The 21,700-nt window shown below is 40.5% G+C and carries 15 protein-coding genes; all 15 read left to right on the top strand.

Annotated features, from left to right (window positions below):
• A partial coding sequence (locus AC6I5A_RS04540; protein WP_034612275.1) for a hypothetical protein occupies nt 1-665 on the top strand: 665 nt, incomplete at its 5' end.
• Complete coding sequence (locus AC6I5A_RS04545; RefSeq protein ID WP_034612278.1) at nt 662-2,023, top strand: GTPase domain-containing protein; 1,362 nt, start codon at nt 662-664, stop codon at nt 2,021-2,023. The genes AC6I5A_RS04540 and AC6I5A_RS04545, both read left to right, overlap by 4 nt.
• Before the next feature lie 8 nt (nt 2,024-2,031).
• Nucleotides 2,032-2,364 carry a hypothetical protein gene (locus tag AC6I5A_RS04550; protein WP_497900492.1) on the top strand — a complete coding sequence of 111 codons (333 nt, stop codon included), beginning with the start codon at nt 2,032-2,034 and terminating at the stop codon, nt 2,362-2,364.
• Between the two features lie 359 nt (nt 2,365-2,723).
• Complete coding sequence (locus tag AC6I5A_RS04555; protein ID WP_034612284.1) at nt 2,724-2,972, top strand: hypothetical protein; 249 nt, start codon at nt 2,724-2,726, stop codon at nt 2,970-2,972.
• Nucleotides 2,973-3,509: 537 nt separating this feature from the next.
• Nucleotides 3,510-4,109, top strand: coding sequence for a BrxA family protein (locus AC6I5A_RS04560; protein WP_052167900.1), 600 nt, complete (start codon nt 3,510-3,512; stop codon nt 4,107-4,109).
• Complete coding sequence (locus tag AC6I5A_RS04565; protein ID WP_034612287.1) at nt 4,109-4,678, top strand: DUF1788 domain-containing protein; 570 nt, start codon at nt 4,109-4,111, stop codon at nt 4,676-4,678. Before AC6I5A_RS04560 ends, AC6I5A_RS04565 begins: the two co-directional genes overlap by 1 nt.
• 17 nt (nt 4,679-4,695) lie before the next feature.
• Entirely contained in the window at nt 4,696-8,265 is a 3,570-nt protein-coding gene (gene brxC / locus AC6I5A_RS04570; RefSeq protein WP_034612289.1) for a BREX system P-loop protein BrxC, read from the top strand.
• A 14-nt stretch (nt 8,266-8,279) separates the two neighbouring features.
• On the top strand, nt 8,280-11,822 hold the full coding sequence (gene pglX, locus AC6I5A_RS04575; RefSeq protein ID WP_034612292.1) for a BREX-1 system adenine-specific DNA-methyltransferase PglX: 3,543 nt from the start codon (nt 8,280-8,282) through the stop codon (nt 11,820-11,822).
• Between the two features lie 101 nt (nt 11,823-11,923).
• Nucleotides 11,924-13,201 (top strand): AAA family ATPase, encoded by a 1,278-nt coding sequence (locus AC6I5A_RS04580; RefSeq protein WP_034612293.1) that lies wholly within the window; start codon nt 11,924-11,926, stop codon nt 13,199-13,201.
• The gene (locus tag AC6I5A_RS04585) at nt 13,194-13,724 is read left to right on the top strand and encodes a hypothetical protein (protein ID WP_034612295.1); all 531 of its coding nucleotides are present in this window, start codon (nt 13,194-13,196) and stop codon (nt 13,722-13,724) included. The genes AC6I5A_RS04580 and AC6I5A_RS04585 overlap by 8 nt, the downstream gene beginning before the upstream one ends.
• 111 nt (nt 13,725-13,835) lie before the next feature.
• A complete protein-coding gene (locus AC6I5A_RS04590; RefSeq protein WP_034612298.1) occupies nt 13,836-14,777 on the top strand; it encodes a DUF2971 domain-containing protein in 942 nt (313 codons plus the stop codon).
• 105 nt (nt 14,778-14,882) lie between these two features.
• Nucleotides 14,883-16,103: an AAA family ATPase gene (locus AC6I5A_RS04595; RefSeq protein WP_034612301.1), complete on the top strand. Its 1,221-nt coding sequence runs from the start codon at nt 14,883-14,885 to the stop codon at nt 16,101-16,103.
• 5 nt (nt 16,104-16,108) lie between these two features.
• The gene (locus AC6I5A_RS04600) at nt 16,109-16,765 is read left to right on the top strand and encodes a DUF4276 family protein (protein WP_497900490.1); all 657 of its coding nucleotides are present in this window, start codon (nt 16,109-16,111) and stop codon (nt 16,763-16,765) included.
• 101 nt (nt 16,766-16,866) lie between these two features.
• A complete protein-coding gene (pglZ, locus tag AC6I5A_RS04605; protein ID WP_034612307.1) occupies nt 16,867-19,425 on the top strand; it encodes a BREX-1 system phosphatase PglZ type A in 2,559 nt (852 codons plus the stop codon).
• A 24-nt stretch (nt 19,426-19,449) separates the two neighbouring features.
• Nucleotides 19,450-21,483, top strand: a complete 2,034-nt coding sequence (brxL, locus tag AC6I5A_RS04610) for a protease Lon-related BREX system protein BrxL (RefSeq protein WP_497900491.1) — start codon at nt 19,450-19,452, stop codon at nt 21,481-21,483.
• Nucleotides 21,484-21,700: the final 217 nt, after the last annotated feature.

The raw sequence follows: 21,700 nt of genomic DNA on the forward strand, positions 1-21,700 counted from the left end.
ACATATTACCGAAGGACTTAAAAACATCTTTTGAAGTTGGAGATGTAAACATTCCTATGCAGTTAGACTTCAAGTCCATATCGAGACTTGCCGGTAGTGTGCTTGGTGTTGCTGGTAGCATTGTTTTTTTTGTCTTAGGTGCATCAAATCCGGTAGGTTGGATTTTAACGGGTGCAGGAATATTGATAGGTCTTGGCTCCTTACAATTCTCGTCAAAAGAAAAAAAGCGACAGAAGGCAATTGATAAGGTTTATCTTTCTATTAAGGATAACATTTTGAAACAAACTCCGGAGCAGATAGACAGCACTATTTCAGACATTGATGGCGAGTTAAGTAGAAGTGTTGAAAGAATTGACAGTCTGTTTTCTGATTTGATTAATGGCTTGAAAGAGACACTTGTCATTGCAGATCAGTTAACACAAGGTTATGAAACCCAGATTGAAATGATAAATAAGGTCTATGCATGGAGAATATTACAGTTCTTATCACAAAAAACCGATTCTTATTCGCCTGATAAGGTGAATAATGAAGTTTTGAGTGTTAATAGGTCTATTAAGGGAACTATCACTATCGAAAGAAAGCATAACGGAAAGCTTGATACAGATAGGCTTGATGGAATAATTGCAGATAAAGTATTATTAACTAAGAGAGGTATAAAATTATGAGCGATAGTGTCAAATTTAAAACCACTGAGCTTGCCTGTCGCATAGAGGCTGACAAAAGTGAAATTTTAAAGTTATACACCAAGGGTGGTTATGCAGAAGATGCCCAGAGATTGAATGAACAGTTAGAAGCAATCGCCAAAGAAGATAAAATAAGAGTTGTTTTTATCGGTCAGTATACAGCAGGAAAATCAACAATCATTTCTGCTCTTACTGCGAATAAGGATATCAAAATCGATTCTGACATTGCAACAAGCTTTACAGCTGATTATAACTGGAATGGAGTTACTCTTACCGATACACCGGGATTATATACAGAGAATCCAGAGCACGATGCAAGAACCATCGAAATGATAAAGAAATCAGACCTGTTGGTTTACTGTATTACAAGCGATTTGTTTAACCAATATACAAAGCAGGATTTTGAAAAATGGGCATTCGATGTAGGATACGCAGGAAAGCTGTTTCTTATAGTCAACAAGATGTCGAAAGAAGCAGGAGAATATAATAAGCTTGTTGATAACTATTCTGTTTCATTGAACAGGGCTCTTGTTCCTCATTCTGTAACTGAGTTTTCTTACAGCTTTGTGGATGCGAAGGATTATAAAGATGGGGTGGATGAAAATAACAGGGAACTTGTTGAATATAGCCATTTCGAGGACTTTATTAAAAGATTGAATGCATTCATACAGCAAAAAGGTTTGCTTGGCAAATTGGATACTCCTGTAATGGTTTTAAAAGCTTCAATTGATGAAATATCCCAAAAGGTAATAGAAGATGATGCAAATCGTGCTTATAGTTCATTGCTGTCAAGAATCGAAAGGAAAATCGACCAGCAGCGTAATCAAGTGGCGATAGATTCTCATAATATCATCAGGCGTGGACTTAAGCCAATCACTGATAAGGGATATGAGCTTTCACGTATGATTGGACTTGAAGACATTGATTATACGGAAGATGATATCAATGAATTGACTACTACATCTTGTGAGAATATTAATTCCCAACTTGCAGCTCTATGCGAAAGAAGCATAGATCAACTTAATTTTGAAGTAGAAGATGTGATGAACAGCGGAACAGCAAGTTACTTCTTCAACTCTATAAATTCTTCATACAATGGTAAAAAACATTTTTTTGAGAGTCAGGATACAAAGCTTAGTCGTGCTCAGTTTGAATCTGTTAGAAACGTAATGGAATATATCACAGGCAAGACTATTAGTATGGCAACAAAAGAAGGAGCCACATCAGCAAAGTTCTTAATAAAATCAACCGAAGCCTCTGGATCACAAATCCAAAAGGTTGTTTTGGCTGTGGGTGGAAAACTCGGATATAAGTTCAACCTTGGCAGGCAGTTAATATAGCTAAGAATATCGGTAATGTTGCTAAGGTTTTAGGGCCTGCTGTTAGCGTCCTTGCTTTATTCTTTGATATTAAAGAAACAGTTGATGATCAAAAGAAGGCGCAAAAAGTTCAACAGGCGCAATTAGAATACAGGCAGTCTTTCATTGATATCGTGTCTGACCTTGAAAGCCAATACAGTAATGAGTTAAATGGAATATTTGATGCATATGGCGAAATAAGCACCCAGTTGAAAACGAGCCGCGATAATGTTCAGGGTATGATTAAATCCAATGATGAGATGACTAGAAGATTGCTTGAAATTAGAAACGACCTTACAGGTATTCAGGCTGAGATTTTTTAGCGTAGAGTCCTGTCTTGGCGTATATTATTGGACTTTTCGACTTGTTTCCGAGAACCAATACGGAAAATAGAATTGTGTTATAGGTTTAAAGCTTCCCTTTTGTCCATTAGACTATTTGAAAACAATAAATTGTGAAAGTGGGAACATGGTGAAAATGGTATGAAAGTGGGGAGGAAAATTTTCCGAAATTCGTTTTCACACAACCTTCCATAGTCGGGTAATTCAGAGTCTTGTGATGTTCAAGTGGTCGCCGTCCATTCGGACCAGTAGATTCGTGGGCTAAGCCCCGTCGGGGTTAAGTCTAAATAAGAAGACGATTACACTTCGGAATAAATAAATTTCCGGGAAAGGACAATGAAGTGGCTAGCAATAATCAAAAGGATATTGAATGGGCTGAAGCTAAAAAGAAATGCAGATTGAACGAAGAAACTGTAAAAATGGCTAAAGAAATGGGATTGAACCCAAGGAGCCTTATCAAAAATATCCCAAACAAAAGTGAACAGTGGAAGGCTCCAGTGAGTATTTGGATTCAGAAGATGTATCAAAAACGTCAAGAAAAGGCGCTAAAGAAAAAGGCCCGAAATGAGAAGTCGACGGAAACTTGTTAACAAGTTTCCCCGCACCTCGCCTCCGAACTGTGTTCTCAATAGGGACGTCCCTACATATCTGGGCGTAGCCCGCCGATGTGGCTGTCTTGGCAAACAAATTGAATATTTGATGGGGTTGGTCAATGGGGTATTGCCAGGACGTTCAGTACGTTCTGGCTTCTATTGTCTTTTCGTTGATTATTTCTGCTATCTTGGGAGGAATTGTAGGAAATTTGTGGAATGTTTAAGAGAGCTCTACTGGGCTTCGAAAGCACGACTCACCATAGAGTGAGGAGGAGTATAATTTTACGAACTCTTTAAATAAATATCTTAAGTGAATATTTGTGACACAGTTATTACCACCTTACCTTCCGCGAGACCTAAACTAGGGTAGAGCAAAGGCGAACTGGTGCGTTGGACTACGGAGTGGGTGATTAGTCAGTGGTTAGCTGTACACGCTACATTTAGGAAGAATGAATTTCGCGTTTCTCCTCTCGTGGTCAAAGAATAGATTGAACGGCCACGATATTAGTTAAAGCTAAAATTGGAAGTGATACAGTGGAGCCACAGTACTCTTCAAATCTCGCCAGTACACTATATCTGTATTTTGAACTGAAGCAAGTTGCAAAACTAACTTTGGCTGGACTTTCGCCCGAGGAAAATAAAATTAAAATTAAAGAAGAAAACCTGTTCCAGTATGCCACAAGTAAAAGCATTGATAAACTACTAAGTGCCACCCTTAAACGGGTAGCAATCTTGGATGAAATAATGTTGAACCTATTAGTTCACGGTTCTTTACATACCAGCAAACTTGTCGCTTTAATAACTATCATTAAAACCAATCGGTTATTTTCGGAGTTTATTGAAGAAATCTATCTGGAAAAAGTACGGCTTGGGGAACAAGCACTAGAGCCTAGGGATTTTCGTATCTTCTTTAACAATAAAGCAGAACAAAACTCCAAGGTAGCAGGGTGGCAGGAATCCACCCTCCGGAAATTGTCGCAGGTCTATAGTAGAATACTCTTTGAGGCGGGTTTGATCAATAATACACGCAAGAAAAAGCTAACCCCACCTAGCATGGAACAGGAATTACTCGTCCATTTGAGAAAAATAGGCGACCAAAGACTAATTATCGCTATGTCAGGAGGGAGAATGTAATGTCTGTAAGTAGAGAACGCTTAAATAAGATCCTGGAGAAAATCCAGTCTCCTGCTTTTTTAGCGAACAAGGGCTTAGGAAACGAAATCGGCTTTTACATATTTGACTACGATCCCAGTGACGAACTCTTAGTTCGAGAGCACATCGCCTACTTGAAACGCACCTTAAACTCCGAACAGTCCAGCCAGAAGGTGATTGAATTTGACCTTTACGAAATGATTCTGGATTTGTTGCGCAGGGAAGGGGTTTTGGAAGAGTTAGCCCAGATGGAGGAGGAACAGGGCTCAACCTACCTTGCCGAAGCCTTACAAGATATCGCCAGCCCTGAAGTCTATGTTGAACTGATTGCTGATCAGGCCGAGGGATCAGATATTGTCTTTCTCACGGGAGTGGGAAAAGTCTGGCCTATGGTCCGATCGCATAACATCCTGAATAATTTACACCACGTCTTAGATAAGGTCCCGGTCATCATGTTTTTCCCCGGGAATTATGACGGTGCGGAGTTAAAATTATTTAACAAGCTCAAAGATGACAATTATTATCGAGCGTTTCGTTTAATCGAAAAGTAGGAATCGGGGGAGAAATCATGGAATTAGAAGAGATTTATGCTAAACGGATTAGCAGGGATATCAAAGGTGTTATCAAGGTTGGACAATTAGAGCAAGCAGAAATTTTTCAGGAATTAGATGAGTATGTGGTGACGAAAGAGCTCAACCGCCACTTTGCCGCTTTTTTCGATGCTTACTTAAAAGGGATCAATCAACCGACTGATGAGATGGGGGTCTGGATTTCAGGTTTCTTCGGTTCTGGTAAATCGCACTTTCTAAAAATAATATCTTACATATTAGATAACCAAGAAGTGGCAGGAAGGGACGCGGTCAGCTTCTTTGACAGTAAAATTCAGGATCCTCTCTTACTAGCCAATCTTAAACGAGCAGGACAAACCCCCGCTGACGTCGTGCTATTCAACATCGATTCCAAAAGTGACTATGGTACCGGCAGTCAAAAAGACGCCATTCTCAAGGTCTTCATTAAGGTTTTTTATGAAAGACAAGGCTTATACGGGAGTAAACCCTGGGTCGCAGATATGGAAAGCGTGTTAATTAAAGAAGGAAAGTTCGAGGCGTTCAAAAAGATCATTCAGGAGAAGACGGGAGATCTTTGGGAAAACCGCCGCCGGCGTGTCTTGTTTGACAGGGACATTATTGTCAACGCTCTGACGGAAGTACGGCACTGTTCCCAAGATTCAGCCTTAGAATGGTTTAACAACAAGGACAACAATTTTACCATGAGTATCGGAGAATTCGCCTTGATGGTCAAAGCTTATCTGGAGGAAAAAGGGCGTGATCATCATATCGCTTTTTTATCAGACGAAATCGGACAGTATATCGGGGACAACACTCAAATGATGTTGGACTTGCAAACCATTGTCGAGGAACTGGGCGCCAAATGTAAGGGCAAAGCCTGGGTGATCGTCACGTCTCAGGAAGATATTGATTCCGTCACCCCTAAAGTCAAAGGACGAGACTTTTCGAAAATTCAGGGTCGCTTCAATACACGGATCAACCTATCCAGCAGTAATGTCGATGAAGTGATTAAGAAACGTCTTTTAGAGAAAACTTCCCCAGCTCAGGATACGTTAGGTCTGCTTTATGAGGAGAGTAACGCTAAGCTGCGCAATACTATTAGCTTTACTTCAGGCGCTGCGGAAATGAAAAATTTTGCCGATAAAACAGATTTTATCGAGGTATACCCCTTTATCCCGTACCAATTCAACCTCTTGCAAAAAGTGTTTTCAGGCATTCGCAAACATGGTTCCTCCGGTAAACATCTAGCAGAAGGGGAACGCTCCCTTTTGAGTGCTTTCCAAGAATCTGCCCAGGCCTACCGCCAAAAATCAATCGGCACGCTCATCCCGTTCAATATATTTTATCATTCAATCGAAACTTTTCTGGATGGCTCGATCAGGCGGGTGATTGACCAGGCTCAGGAGAACAACCAACTACATCCAGAAGATCTCGATGTCTTGAAACTCTTGTTCATGATCAAATATGTCAAGGAAATTCAGCCCAAGATAGAAAACTTGGCAACCTTAATGGTCACCAAAATTGATGAGGATAAAATTACCCTCAAAGAGAGCATCGCCAAATCCCTCAGAAGGCTGGTCCAGGAAACTCTAATCCAAAAAGACGGGGACGAATATTTTTTCTTAACCGATGACGAGCAGGATGTCAACCGGGAGATTAAAAATATGCTGATCGACCCCAGCGATGTCAGTGGCAAAATCGGCGAGGTGATTTTCGAGGATATTTATCTGGACAAAAAGTACAAGTATAACAGTAAATATGACTTCACGTTTAACCAAAAGATTGATGATCGTCCTCGTGGCAAACAGGATGGAGAAATGGGGATTTGGCTTATTACCCCTTTCTTCGATCACTACAGTGAGTATGGAGAACAGGAGTTTAAGAATTTATCATTTGGTGGTGACAAAGTCATCTTAAAACTTCCGCCGGATCCAGACTTTTGGTATGAGATGGAAGAAGTGCTTAAGATTGAAACTTACCGTACCAAAACAGCCTCGATCAGCTTACCGGAAACCGTCCGCGCGATTATTGACAACAAATCCAGAGAATTAAAAACCAGAAAAAACCGGGTTAAGAGCTTACTCATTACGGCGATTGCTGAAGCAGATATCTATCTCAACTCTCAAAAAATCGAGATTAAGAGCGGACAACCCGTCGAGAAAATTAACAAGGCTTTTCAGTCGATGGTGGAAAGCATCTATACTAAGCTGAACTATATTAAGAAGTTTGTGTCTGTCAATAGTGACCTGTGGCAAATCCTCACAGAGGATGACCGACAAATTACATTGGTCGAAGACGACTCCAATCAATTGGCCTTGGACGAACTTAATAATTATCTCGGCAGAAACCATGAACGAAACGTCCGAGTATCCATGAAAATGCTGCTTGACTACTTCAAGGCAGCACCCTATGGCTGGAAAGAAATCGACATCGCTGCCCAAGTGGCTGAATTATTCAAGCTACAAGAGATCAAGCTGCAGTACGGTGCAGAATATCTGGATCTAACGGACAGGGAAATCCCCAATTACCTAACCAAGAAAACAGAAGTTGAAAAATTAGTGCTTATTACCAGGATCCAAGTTTCCCCGGAACTCTTGCTCAAAGCTAGAAATATCGGACGAAATGTCTTTGACCACAGCGCCCTCTCCCAAGATGAAGATAACCTGATGAAGGGCCTGAAAGACTTGATGGTCAAGGAAATTGCTGCAATCAACGGAACGATCAGCCGTTATCAGCATGGCAAGTACCCAGGAAAAGATGCCCTAGAGGCCTGCCTAACGGTCTTAAAGAAACTCTCTGCGTCAAAAGTTACCCAAGAATTCTATACCTCCTTAGTCGAGACGGAAGATGAACTTAGCCTTGTGAGCCAAGAGGTTAAAAAAGTTAAAAGCTTCTTTAAGAACCAACTCCCCCATTTTGCAAAAGCCGTTAAAATGCTGGAGATCTACCAAGACAATGAGACTTATGTCCTGGACAAAGAAATTACTGAAATAGTCGATAAAGTGCAGAATATCGTGGAGAATCCTAACCCCTATGCAGAGATTATCCAATTACCGGCCTTAGTAGCTAAGTTTAATGACCGTTTTGTCCAATTACTCCAGGAAAAATGCCAGCCGATCAAAGTCCAAATTCAGGCAGACTATGCCCAAGTGAAGGATGAATTACGCAAATTTGAGCTAGACAGCAGTTTTCAAAGGCGGATCAAAAAGCCCTTTGAGGATTTGCTCGAAAGAATAGATACAGTCAATAACTTCTATAAAGCAATAGCGATGAAGACGGAAAGTGAAATCTTGAAGTTAAGGTCTTTCGAAACGATCGCAGAGGCGACCAAACCGATAGATCCTCCACCAATTCCAGATCCACAGCCGGAACCTGATCATGGAACTCCACCCCCAGCCATACCCGTCGTGGAATTGCCGCCTCGATATACTCAACACCTTGTTATCGCTGACTTGTTTAGATCGGCTCCCCTTATGACCACCGAAGCAGAGGTGGACGCTTTAACGAGTGATCTTGGAAATAAACTGAAGAGCTATATTCGGGACAATAAAAATGTCAGGCTTGTTTAAGGGGAGGGAGAACCTTGAATAAATCCGCCATAAAAAACTTTGCCGTCAGTGCTCGTAAGAAGCTGATCGAGCAAGTCATGCAAAAGGCTTTTCAAATAGGGATTACGGCCAAGAGTATCACAGAGATAAAGCAAGAAGCAGGTCATATCATCCTAAACAATATCCCCCAGGAAAAAGGCTTTAAGCTGCAAAGGGATAAGCTGATCCAGGAGATCGAGCAAAAAGGCTATGACCAGGTTATGGAGGAGGTTGCCTATACTTGGTTCAACCGCTTTATTGCTTTGCGTTTCATGGAGGTTAACGACTACCTGCCCACCGGAGTGCGGGTTTTATCTTCTATCGATCCAAACAAAGCGGAACCGGATATCATCCGGGAGGCCTTGAATGTCGACTTGGCTGTCGATCGAATCGTAATCTATGATTTTCAAGATAGGAACGACTCTGAGGGATTGTATAAGTATTTACTCATCCGCCAATGTAATGAGTTAAATACGATTTTACCGTTTATGTTTGGGACGATCTCTGATTATACCGAATTGCTCTTTCCAAGCAATCTGTTACAAGAAGGGTCGGTCATCCGAGATCTGGTGACTTCTATACCTGAGGAAGACTGGATGGAAGTCGAGATTATCGGGTGGCTGTACCAGTATTATATTTCTGAAAAGAAGGATGAAGTCTTTGCCGAGCTGAAGAAGAATATAAAGATTTCTAAGGAAAATATCCCGGCAGCTACCCAACTATTTACGCCGAAGTGGATTGTTCAATACATGGTGGAAAACTCTTTGGGTAGGTTATGGCTGGAATCCCATCCTAACGAAGAATTGAAAACTCAGTGGAAGTTTTACCTAGAGCAGGCGAAACAGGAACCTGAAGTACAAAAACAACTGGAAGCACTGAAAAATCCCGACCTTAACCCATTATACATTAAGGTTCTGGACCCATGTTGTGGCTCAGGGCATATTCTCGTCTATGCTTTTGAGGTACTTTATGAAATATATAAGAGTAATGGCTATATGGAAGAGGAAATTCCTAAGTTAATCTTGGAAAATAACCTCTATGGTTTAGATATAGATGACCGTGCTGCTCAACTGGCATCCTTTGCCGTCATGATGAAGGCGCGGAGCAAGAGCCGAGGGGTATTTAGAGAGAATATCAAGCTAAATATCTGCGCGATTCAAGAGAGTAACTGGATGGGTAATGAGGTAAAATCGATTCTGGTGGATAGGGAAGCCATGGAACTTGAACAGAACCGTGAGCGGGAGATCATTACTTATTTAGCAGATACCTTTAAGGATGCCAAGGAATTTGGGTCAATTTTAGATGTGAGAGAACTAGATCTGGATTTTCTAGAGCAGAGAATAGATGAAATAGGTAACATTGTGGCAAGAGATTTATTGGAGGTTCCGTACCGGGATGTTATTCTGGATAAGTTGCCTGGGATAATTCTTCAGGCGAATATAATGGGTGTTAAGTATGATGTGGTTTGTACTAATCCGCCTTATATGGGGAAAAAAGGAATTAATCCAATGCTAGCAGATTATGTTGAGAATAAATTTGTGGATAGTAAAAATGATTTGTTTGCAGTATTTATAGAAAAATGTATAGATAAGTGCCTGCAAGATGGATTTGTTTCAATGATTACACAGCACACCTGGATGTTTCTATCAAGTTTTGAGAAATTAAGAGAAAAAATTATTAATAATGTATCCATTAGCTCAATGAATCACCTTGGTCCTAGAGCTTTTGAAGAAATTGGAGGAGAAGTAGTTCAATCAGTAGCATTTATTTTGCGAAATATTTCAATACAAATCGATAACGGAACGTATGTGAGACTTGTTGACTACCATAGTGCGGAACTCAAGGAAATAGAGTTCCATAACAGCTTTAATAGGTTTAGTACATTCAAGAGCGCCTTTAAAAAAATACCAGGATCACCCATGGCTTATTGGGTCTGTGAAAGAGTACGACAGATTTTTGAAGAAGGCACTCCACTAGGAAAAATAGCTGAACCTAGGCAAGGGATGGCAACAGCTGATAACAAACGTTTTTTGCGATTATGGTATGAAGTAAGTATTAACGGAATTGGCTTTTGTTATGGCAATAGGGAAGAAGCAAAAGAAAGCTTGAAGAAGTGGTTTCCTTATAATAAAGGCGGTGATTTTCGGAAGTTTTATGGAAATAATGAGTATGTTGTTAATTGGGAAAATGATGGATATGAAATTCACCAAGATAAATATGAGAAACTACAACAAGGATTAATTGAAAAGAAAAATAGTGAGTGTTGGAATAGCGAATATTATTTCAGAAAAGGTATTACTTGGTCTTTTGTAAGTTCATCAAAATTTGGCGTCAGATATTCGCCGCAAGGGTTCATTTTTGATGTTGGTGGTTCATCGGTATTTCCTCCGGAGAAGGATATTAATTTATTAACCGCATTTTTATGTTCGAAATCAGCCTATGAATTTCTAAAAATACAAAATCCCACAATGAATTTTCAAGTGGGAAATATCAGTAGATTGCCTGTTATAGTAACTAAGGAACAAAAAGTATTGGAAAAGATAGATAAGTTATCCCAGGAAAGCATTTGGCTTTCAAAACAAGATTGGGACTCATTCGAAACCTCATGGGATTTCAAAACCCACCCTATCCTTGCGATAGTAAAAGAAGTTGATACAGTTGAACAAGCTTTTCTCACTTGGTCAAACCTCGCAGAAACTCAATTCAACAAACTTCAGGCCAACGAAGAGGAAATAAATCGTATCTTCATAGATATATACGGCCTGCAAGACGAACTCACCTCAGAAGTAGAAGACAAAGATATCACCATCCGTAAAGCAGATCAATTACGGGATATTAAATCCTTTATTTCCTATGCCGTGGGATGTATGCTAGGCAGGTATTCTCTTGATGAGGAAGGGTTAATCTTCGCCGGTGGAAAGTTCGACCCGGAAAAATACAAAACCTTTCAGGCAGATGCCGACGGCATTCTGCCTATCTTAAGTGATGCCTATTTTGATGATGATATTGTGACCCAATTTGTGGAGTTTGTAAAAGTCACCTTTGGGGAGAATACCTTGACCATAAATCTTGACTACATTGCGGAAACTTTAGGCAGAAAGGCCAATGAAACCAGCAGAGAGTGCATCCGCAGGTATTTCTTGAAGGATTTTTACAAGGATCATGTCCAGATCTATAAGAAACGGCCGATCTACTGGTTATTCACGTCTGGCAAAGAACAAGGGTTTAATGCTCTGGTTTATATGCACCGTTATGATAGTAGTATGGTATCCCGGGTACGCACGGATTACCTGCATCCCTTGCAGAATAAACTGGAAGCCGAGTTCCTACGCTTAAATCAAGTTTTAGTGTCGGAAGACTCGCTAACCGAAAAGACCAAAGCGACGAAACGATTGAAAGTGTTAACCAAGCAGATGGATGAATTGAAAAAATACGATGAAGTGATTCATAATCTGGCCGATCAGCAGATTGAGATTGATCTGGATGATGGGGTTGTGGCCAATTATGCTAAGTTCTCGAAGGTGCTGGCGAAGATATAAAGTGCTGTGTTTATAGGCCATAGGATTGAGAATGTCAATCCAGCGTGCTATGATAATACCAATATATGGATATATTTATCTAACCGAAAGGTGGCGTTAGGATGATCAAAGAGATAAGATTTATTAACTGGAAGAGTTTTAGGGATGCCAAAGTATATATAGACCCCTTGAATGTTTTGATTGGAACAAATGCAAGTGGAAAGTCAAATATAATTGATGGAATTGCCTTTTTAAATAGTGCAGTTCAAGGAAGGAATTTGCAGGCAGCGCTGGATGGTGAAAGAGGATTGTTTCTTGATGGTAGTATTAGCGCGATCCGTGGAGGGGCTGAATATGCTGCGCTGTTTCCGGGGGATCAGTTTACCTTAGAGGCAGTTATCCAAGAAGATAATAACATTGATTACAAGTACAGTATTACGGTTAGAATTAAACCTCAGGTAGAGGTCGTTGCTGAGTTATTGATAAAAATTATGAAGAAGGGCAAAAAACCAAGAGAAAAAAATCTGTTTAGTGCCTATAGAAATAATGAGAGCGATGAATTTTCAAGTCCAATTATACCTACATTTGTCAATAAAGGTAAGGGGGGACCAGCTCGTAAAGACTTAAAAAACTTTATCTCAGTTATAAGTCAATTAAAAAATTATGAGACAATTCCTGAAGTATCAGCAGCGATTCAACTGGTCACCGGAAACCTAGAGGTAATATTTATTCTTGATCCTATACCCTCTCTGATGAGGGATTACAAACCTTTTACGCAACACCTTTCGAGAAATGCAGCAAACTTAGCAGGCATGATTGCGGCATTGCCTGAAGATAAAAAGTTAAAATTTGAAAGTCAATTAACGAAGAGAGTGTCTGGCCTGGCAGAAGGGGAAATTAGAAAGGTATGGGCAGAACCTATAGGGAAATTTAAAAAAGATGCAATGCTGTATTGTGAAGAGAAATGGGGCAGAACGGGAACAACAATTATTGATACTAGAGGGATGTCAGATGGTACATTAAGGTTTTTAGGAATTCTAACAGCCTTATTAACAAGACCCTCAGGGTCGCTCATCGTTATTGAAGAAGTTGACAATGGGCTGCATCCTTCCAGAGCAAAACTTCTGTTGAAAACCATGATCGAAATTGGTACAGAACGAAATATTGATATTTTAATTACTACACATAATCCAGCATTAATGGATGAACTGGGTGTTGATATGATCCCGTTTATTCAGGTAGTGCATCGTGATGTCGAGGATGGTACAAGTAAAATCACTTTATTGGAAGATATCAAATCCTTGCCAAAATTATTGGCCCATGGGTCAGTGGGTGAACTTAGCACAACAGGTGAAATTGAAAGAAGCCTTTCCCTGAATGGAGGAGTATCCAATGAATAAGGTTGTCATCATAGATACTTCCATCATGTGTTGTTGGCTGAATATTTGTGGAAAAGAAACTTGTGGGCCAGATAATGACAAATGGGACAAGCAAAGAGTGGAATTGTTTATTAAAAGTGAAACGGATAAAGGAGCAACTCTGGTTTTGCCGTTTCCGGTCATCATCGAGACAGGAAATCATATTGCACAAGCAGCTGAAAGAAGATACGAATGTGGTGTAGAGTTTGTAGAGGTGATAACCAAAGCAGTGGACGAGAAAAGTCCATGGGCTGCTTTTTCCAGACAGAAGAAGCTTTGGGAAGGCGAGCAAATCAAGAAATTGATAGCGGTCTGGCCGGAGTATGTCAAGAGTCAAAAGAAAAGAAATTTATCAATGGGAGATCTTATGATTAAGTCGGTGGCTGATTTCTACGCAGAGATTGGCAGCCAGGTTGTGATTCTTACAGGCGACCGGGGGCTAAAGATCCATAAGGATGTAGACATAAAAGTCGTTAAAGCTCCGAGGAGAAGGAACAATGAATAATGAATAATGACCTAAATTATGGCGATTCTTTAAGTGTATAGGGCGTCTTGTTTAAGTGTTTCTTTCGGAAGTTAATTGAAATAGCAGGGCAGAGATAAGAGAGGAAAGATTATGGTCAATAACGACGTTCTATACCATTACTGCAGTGTTGAAACATTTTTAAATATTATTAGAAATAAGACGATTAGACTATCAGATGTAGGCAAATCGAACGATTATATGGAGACAAAATGGCTGCTGGAATACTTTGAGAAAGAGGTAATACGACAATATCAAGAAAACCCGTCTATATTGAGTAATCAGGTTATTTATGGCTTAGACGATATTGATACGATAAAGTTTTTAGTACAAAATGAGAAACAAAAAATGATGAGAAGAACAGATCATTTATTTTATACGGCATGTTTTTCTGAGAATGGTGATAAATTAAGCCAATGGAGAGGATATGCTGATGATGGATATGGTGTATCTTTAGGTTTTAATTTTAATGTATTGAAAAGTATTTCCGAAAAAGATGAATTGTTGAAATTAAATAAAGTTATATATCCAAACGAAGAAACTCCTAACGAAATAAAAGTTTATGCCGAGAAGTATTTGAACAGTATATATGGTTTGATATTTGATGGAAAGACAAAAGATATTTATTTTAATGACTATTCCTCAGGTGATGCCTTTTTTGAATTATCATCAAGAGTGTTACTTCAAAATTCAATAATATTTAAGAATCCTGAGTTTGCTGAAGAACAGGAGTGGCGGTTAATATTAAATGATGAGTTATCAAAATATGACGATTGGGAGGATTTGTATCACTTTGAAGATACAAATTCCTCTTCAGATAACTATGCTGCTGAACGTTTTCCACAAGGAATGCAATTTAAGAGTAGTAGAAACAAGATTATATCCTTTCTTGATTTATCTTTTAAAGGATATGAAGATGAAATTATAGAAAAAATTATTATTGGTCCAAAATGTGACGTAGGAGAGGATGATATTTATCAGCTTCTGCGATATTACGGATATAATGATTTTGAAGGAACTAATGCAGAAAAATAATCCACTTATCGATAGTAGGAGATATCAATAAGTGGACATATCGAGTGTTGGTCTGATAGAGAATTTCACAATCGATCTAAAGTGATTTACAAGGAGGGATCTTGTATGGGTATGGTGGAGGGATTTAGAATCGAGAATTTTGGAGTTTTAAAGGATGTCAAGATTGGAAAACTATGGTCCGATGATAATAAGACCCCTCCGTTAAAAGCTCTTACTGTCGTTATCGGGAAAAATGGGGTAGGTAAAAGTACAATGTTTGATACCTTTGGGTTTATTTCTGATTGCTTAAAGTATGGAGTGGAAGAGGCCTGTGACCTCAAACAACGGGGTGGTTATGAAAGGATCGTTTCCTTGGGTTCTCGTGAACCTATTAAAGTAGAGCTTTATTATCGAGAGGGCAAGGATGAAAGACCCATAACCTATGAACTGGAGATCGACGTCGAAAAAAATGGGAGACCTTATGTCAAGACGGAGCGTCTGCGACAAAGAAGAAAAGGTCAAAAATCAGGACAACCTTTTATGTTTTTAGATCTAGCCAAAGGCAAAGGTAAAGCATGGAAAGGGAATAGTTTTGGCGATGAGGAATCTGAGAAGGTCCTTGTAGAATTGACGGATTCTCGTCATTTAGGGATTGCTACGTTAGGTGCGCTAAAGGAACATCCTAGAATTGCGGCTTTTCGTGAATTTCTTGAGGGGTGGTACTTATGCTATTTTACTCCTGATGCAGCACGAAGCCTCCCTATGGCGGGCCCGCAAAAGTATTTAAATATGCACGGAGATAATTTGGGTAATGTAGTCCAGTATATGGAAAGGGAGAGCCCCGATCTCTTAAGAAAAATACTTGAAAAAATTGCTTCGAAGATACCAGGTATTCATAAAATATCTACTAAAAAAACGGATGACGGTCGTTTACTGCTGCAATTCAACGATAAAGGTTTTAAAGATCCCTTTTATGCACAAAGAATGTCCGACGGCACGCTAAAGTATTTTGCCTATATGCTCTTGTTGGAAGAATCTTCCCAACGACCCTTTATATGCATCGAAGAACCTGAAAATGGTTTGTATCACGGTATATTAAATTCGCTGGCAATGGAATTTAGAAGACATGCCACTGAAAAAAAGACAAAATCACAAATTTTTATTACAACCCACAGTCCGAACTTTGTTGACGCACTTAGTCCAGAAGATGTCTGGATTTTAGAAAAAGAAGACAATGGTTTTTCTAAGATCCGTAGGGCATCGGACGACTCTCTGGTTAATGGCCTCGTGGAAGAGGGTATTCCGCTAGGAAGCCTATGGTATAGCGATTATTTGGACATGAGGTGAAGAACGTGCATCTTGAAATTCTGGTTGAAGATCAATCCGGTAGTATTATACTAGAAAATATTCTAGCTAAAATTAGTGCAAGTCTGCCATTGGACTTAACATATCGCATTCATGCTTATAGTGGTCTTGGAAAACTCCCCAAAAACCTCAGCAAGGACAATGATCCCCAAAAAAGGGCCTTGCTCAGTAAATTACCAATGCTCTTACGAGGGTATGGTAGGAGTTCAGGTGAGCAAAGTGCAGTAGTGATTGTTGTGGATTCAGATAAAAACGACTGCAAAATGCTGAAGAATGAATTAAACGAAGTGCTAGATTCTTGTTTAATTCCTCCAAAGACAGCCTTTTGCATCGCTATTGAAGAAATAGAGGCATGGCTCCTTGGAGATCGACAGGCACTTCTAGAGGCTTATCCCCAGGCTAAAACATCTGTCTTGGAGGGCTACATACAGGATAGTATTTGTAACACATGGGAACTACTGGCCGATGCTATTGTCAAGGAAATGTCGAAGGGTTTAAAGAAAAAAGGGTATCCGGAAATCGGCATTCGGAAATGTGAATGGGCTGAAAAGGTTTCGCCGAATATGAACATACAAAATAATAGCTCGCCAAGCTTCCAGCATTTTGTCAATAAAATTACTGAGTTTGCAGGACAGTCTGCTTAAGTTTTTTGTTCCCTGATGAGGGCGGAATTTACCCAAAGCAATGAGGAATATGGACAAGGTAAACAAAAAGATATTAATGGAATGGAAACGCAGGTGAAATCATGAATCTAGACCAGATAAACACTGCTCTGACTGAGAAATTCCGGTCGCCGTGCCGAGACGGGGCCAAAAGGCACATCATCTTTTGGTATGACGCTGAGGGGGACTTCCAGGAGGTCGTCGATGAGCTGGAACTGGCCGAAGTGAAGCTTTGGAAGTTGACGGAAACGAATAAGTTTCTCTCTAAATATACGCTTGAAGTGATAGACCCTAACTCCAATTATCTGATCTATGCTGCTTTCGCTAAACCGGAGGATGCAAATAATTGGTTGTTGGACATCCTGCTCTACTCCCAGACGTTTATCGCGGACAAAATTGCCTTGATGATGGATGATCTTCATGTCGAGAATAACGGATTAAGACCCTTCTTTATGAACTGTGAAAAGTTTTTCAATAGTAAAGACCGATATGCTCGTTTTGCCTCGTACTCTCTGGAAGCTTATACCGAAGAAACAATCAATATTGGGGTGCTGGCGGCATTAGCAAAACGACCAACCCCAGATTTTGAAGATGCGCTGCGTGTCATTCTGATAAATTCCTTACAAGAGGATGAAAATACCGTCTGGCAAAACATTGTTAAGTATGGAGTTGTCGATGGATTTTGGAATTTGACTGAAAAATATTATGGATATTTTGCCCCGGAAAAATCTTTAAAAGGTTTGCTGACCTTTTTCATAATAAACGCACTTAGTAGTGTTCTGAATCGTACTCTACCGCCAGAATGGCAAGGATTAGTATCCGCTAAGCGGGCTAACTGTGTCGTGTTTTTAGATCATTTTATGCATCACAGTGTGGATTCCAAAGTTTACGACAAGTTGGCGGAAGAAATCGAAGCGGATCTTCACTTTGGGGAGTATCTTGAACAATGGGATATTCAAGACTATGAGCAGGTGGATCTCTTCCGAGCGGCTGATCGTTCGATTATTCTTAAACTGACGAACAGCCTGCTCATTGGGTCCGAGGAGTATGCCCAATACAAGAGGATAATTTCTCTTCGCAAAACGAAGCATTATTACCAGGAATTCGAAAATTATTATGAAGCCATGTTCTGGACGATTGAAATGGATGCTTTCAAGAAGAAATATCAAGCTGGGATACCTGAGCAAGATGCGTTGACCTTCTTTGAGGCTTATACCAAAGAGTACTTTATCATGGACCAAGCGTATCGCAAGTTTTGCGTGTCGTTAGATCAAGAACGACAGAGTGATGTCTTAAAGCCCCTAAGTGCGGAAGTAGATAATCTCTATACCAATTGGTATCATACCGAATTGGCTGTTAAATGGTCTGCCGCTGTGGTTGAGGAACTGGCAGCCTCTTGGCCTATTCAGGGCATGCCCCAACAACAAGGATTCTTCCGGGATACGATCCAGAAGGCTCTTTATGATAACAAAAAATCATTTGTGATTATCTCGGATGCCCTGCGTTTTGAAGCAGCCGAAGAACTGATGCAACGACTCAATACGGAGATCAAGGGTTCTACTGAGCTGCGCTGGATGCAGGGATGTGTACCCTCTTATACCAGATTGGGTATGGCCGCTTTGCTGCCCCACACGGCATTGACGATGCAGGGAGACGACGTCTTGATCGAGGGAATCAGCACCAAGGATACGAACGGGCGAAGAAAGATTCTTAAGTCTTACGTTAACGATTCGGAAGTGGTTTTATTAAATGACCTTATTCCGATGACCCGTACTGAACTGAGAAACACATTCAAAGGGAAAAGTGTAGTTTATATCTACCATAATGTAACTGATAGTGTGGGGGACAAGGGAGACGAAAGCAAAACATTTCAGGCGGTTGAACAGGCTTTTGCAGAGATCCAAGGGGCTATTAGAACGATCAACAAAAATCTTACAGAGGCTAATATCTATATCACGTCGGACCATGGTTTCATCTATCGCCGCAAGGCACTGGCAGAAAGTGATAAGACCACGAAGGGAGATACTCTGCCCCAATATACCAACAAACGCTTCCTTATCTTTGATCAAGAAGTCGATCTACCGGGTTCGATCAAGCTTAGTTTGGATTACTTCTTCGGCAAAGATTGTGGGCTAACGGTTTGTGTTCCCCGGGGGGATAACCGCTACAAAACTCCTGGTGGGGGACAAAATTATGTTCATGGCGGGGCTAGTCTTCAAGAAATCGTGATCCCTTTGATTATATATCGCAATGATCGTAAGAAAGATGAACGTATGTTAATCAGTAAGGTGGATGTTAAACTCACTAATACCTCGCGGAAAATCACCAACAGTCTCTTCAGCTTGGACTTCTTCCAAACTGAGAAATTAATAGATAAGAAAGTAGCCAGAACAGTTAAGCTGTATTTCACGGATGAAGTGGGGCAAAAGATTTCCAATGAACAGAACATCTTAGCTGACAGGATATCCGAGAAGGCTAGTGAGAGAACGTTTAAGGTTAGCTTTAATTTGAAGAGCAGTAATTACAATAAATTGGACAAGTACTATCTGGTCTTGGAAGATCCGGAAGAACCGATTAAAAAAATTTATGATAAAATTCCATTCAGTATCAGCTTGGGCATTGTCAATGAGTTTGATTTTTAATGAGTACGGGACTGGGGGATAACCATGATCGATGGGCTAAACCAAAAATTGAATCAATACTTTGCCGGGCGAGTGGTTAGGAAAGATCTGACCAAGAAGATCAAAGAAGGGGCCAATGTTCCGGTTTATGTTCTGGAATATTTATTAGGTATGTACTGCGCCACTGATGATGAAGCCAGCATTAATGAAGGGGTAGACCGCGTAAAAAATATCTTGTCCGAGAACTTTGTCCGATCCGATGAAGCGGAAAAAATTAAATCAAAGATCCGAGAGTTAGGGCAATACACGGTGATTGATAAGGTTACAGTCCGGTTAAATGAAAAGAAGGATACTTACGAGGCTGAATTCTCCAATTTAGGCTTGAAAGGCGTGTCGATTTCACCAAAATACGTCAAGGAGTTTGAAAAACTCCTGACCGGCGGCATTTGGTGTATTTTAAAGATGGGTTACTACTTTGATGAAGAGGCCAAAGGGGTAAACCCTTTTACCATTACTGGGGTTACACCGATTCAGATGCCGAACATGGATCTTAATGAAGTTTTAGAAGGACGAAAAAATTTCACCAAAGACGAATGGATCGACGCCTTATTGCGTTCAACTGGTATGGAGCCCACAAAGCTTGAACAAAACGTCAAATGGCATCTCTTGGCTCGCTTAATACCCCTGGTAGAAAATAATTATAACGTCTGTGAACTGGGTCCAAGGGGAACAGGAAAGTCCCATGTCTACAAGGAAATTTCCCCCAATTCCATCTTGGTATCCGGGGGACAAACCACGGTGGCTAATCTCTTTTACAATATGGCTTCCCGCACGATCGGCTTGGTGGGATTATGGGATGTGGTAGCCTTTGATGAAGTAGCTGGGATTTCGTTTAAGGACAAAGATGGTATCCAAATCATGAAGGATTATATGGCTTCAGGTTCTTTTGCCCGAGGGAAAGAGGAAAAGAACGCCAATGCCTCCATGGTCTTCGTGGGTAACATTAACCAAAGCGTAGATGTCCTGATTAAGACCTCTCATTTGTTTGAACCGTTTCCCGGGGCAATGGCTGGAGACACGGCATTTTTTGATCGCATGCACTACTATATTCCTGGTTGGGAAGTTCCGAAAATGCGACCGGAATTTTTAACGAATGAGTACGGTTTTATTGTTGACTACCTGGCTGAATTCTTTCGAGAAATGCGCAAACGATCGTTTTCGGATACCTTAGACAAGTATTTTAAACTGGGGAATAATCTCAACCAAAGGGATGTTATCGCTGTTCGCAAGACAGTATCGGGTTTAGTAAAACTGCTTTATCCGAATGGAGAGTTTACCAGAGATAATATCGAAGAGATCTTGCGCTATGCCCTGGTAGGAAGACGGCGGGTGAAGGAACAACTTAAGAAAATCGGTGGCATGGAATTTTATGATGTGCATTTTTCCTATATTTTCAATGAGACGCTGAATGAAGAATTTGTCTCTGTCCCGGAGCAGGGGGGCAGCAAGATCATCCCCGAGGGAATCGGGAAGCCGGGACATGTCTATACCGTTGGTCGTGGGGATTCGGGGATGATCGGAGTTTATAAAATCGAAACTGAAGTCGTGACCGGTACAGGGAAATATGAGAGATCCGGTCTGGGGAACAGTAGAGAAGCTAAAGAAAACACAATGACAGCGTTTAATTACTTCAAGGCTAATAATAAGAGTATCAGTGGTTCCATAAGCACTAAGACTAAGGATTACCTGATGCATGTTCAAGACATCCAAGGTATAGGCATGACTCCTGACCTGACTCTAACTGCCTTTATAGCGATGTGTTCCGGGGCTATCGGGAAACCTCCTCAAAGCCAGTTAATCGTCCTAGGTTCTATGAGTCTGGGCGGTACTATCAATAAAGTAGAAGAGTTAGCCAATACTTTGCAAGTTTGCTTTGATGCCGGTGCCAAAAAGGTATTACTGCCTATGGCTTCGGCCACGGATATTGCCACCGTTCCCCCCGAACTCTTTGCCAAATTCCAAATGGCGTTTTATCAAAGTCCGGAAGATGCAGTGTTTAAGGCTTTGGGAGTGGAGTAGTAATAATTGATTCAAAGACACAAAGTGTGGCATTAGCAAATAGCTCGCCTGTCCATTCCATGATAAGGGGGGAAAAAAGGGGTGTACCGGGCTTGGTTAAGAAGTCCTTCGGTAATATGTCAATACCCTAAATAAATAAATTTTTCATTAGAGCATTGAAGGGAGGCTAAAAAAAGCAACAAAGAACTACCCCATCTCAATATAGAAATATAAAGTT

It is taken from the genome of Desulfosporosinus sp. Tol-M2 (assembly GCF_059735615.1).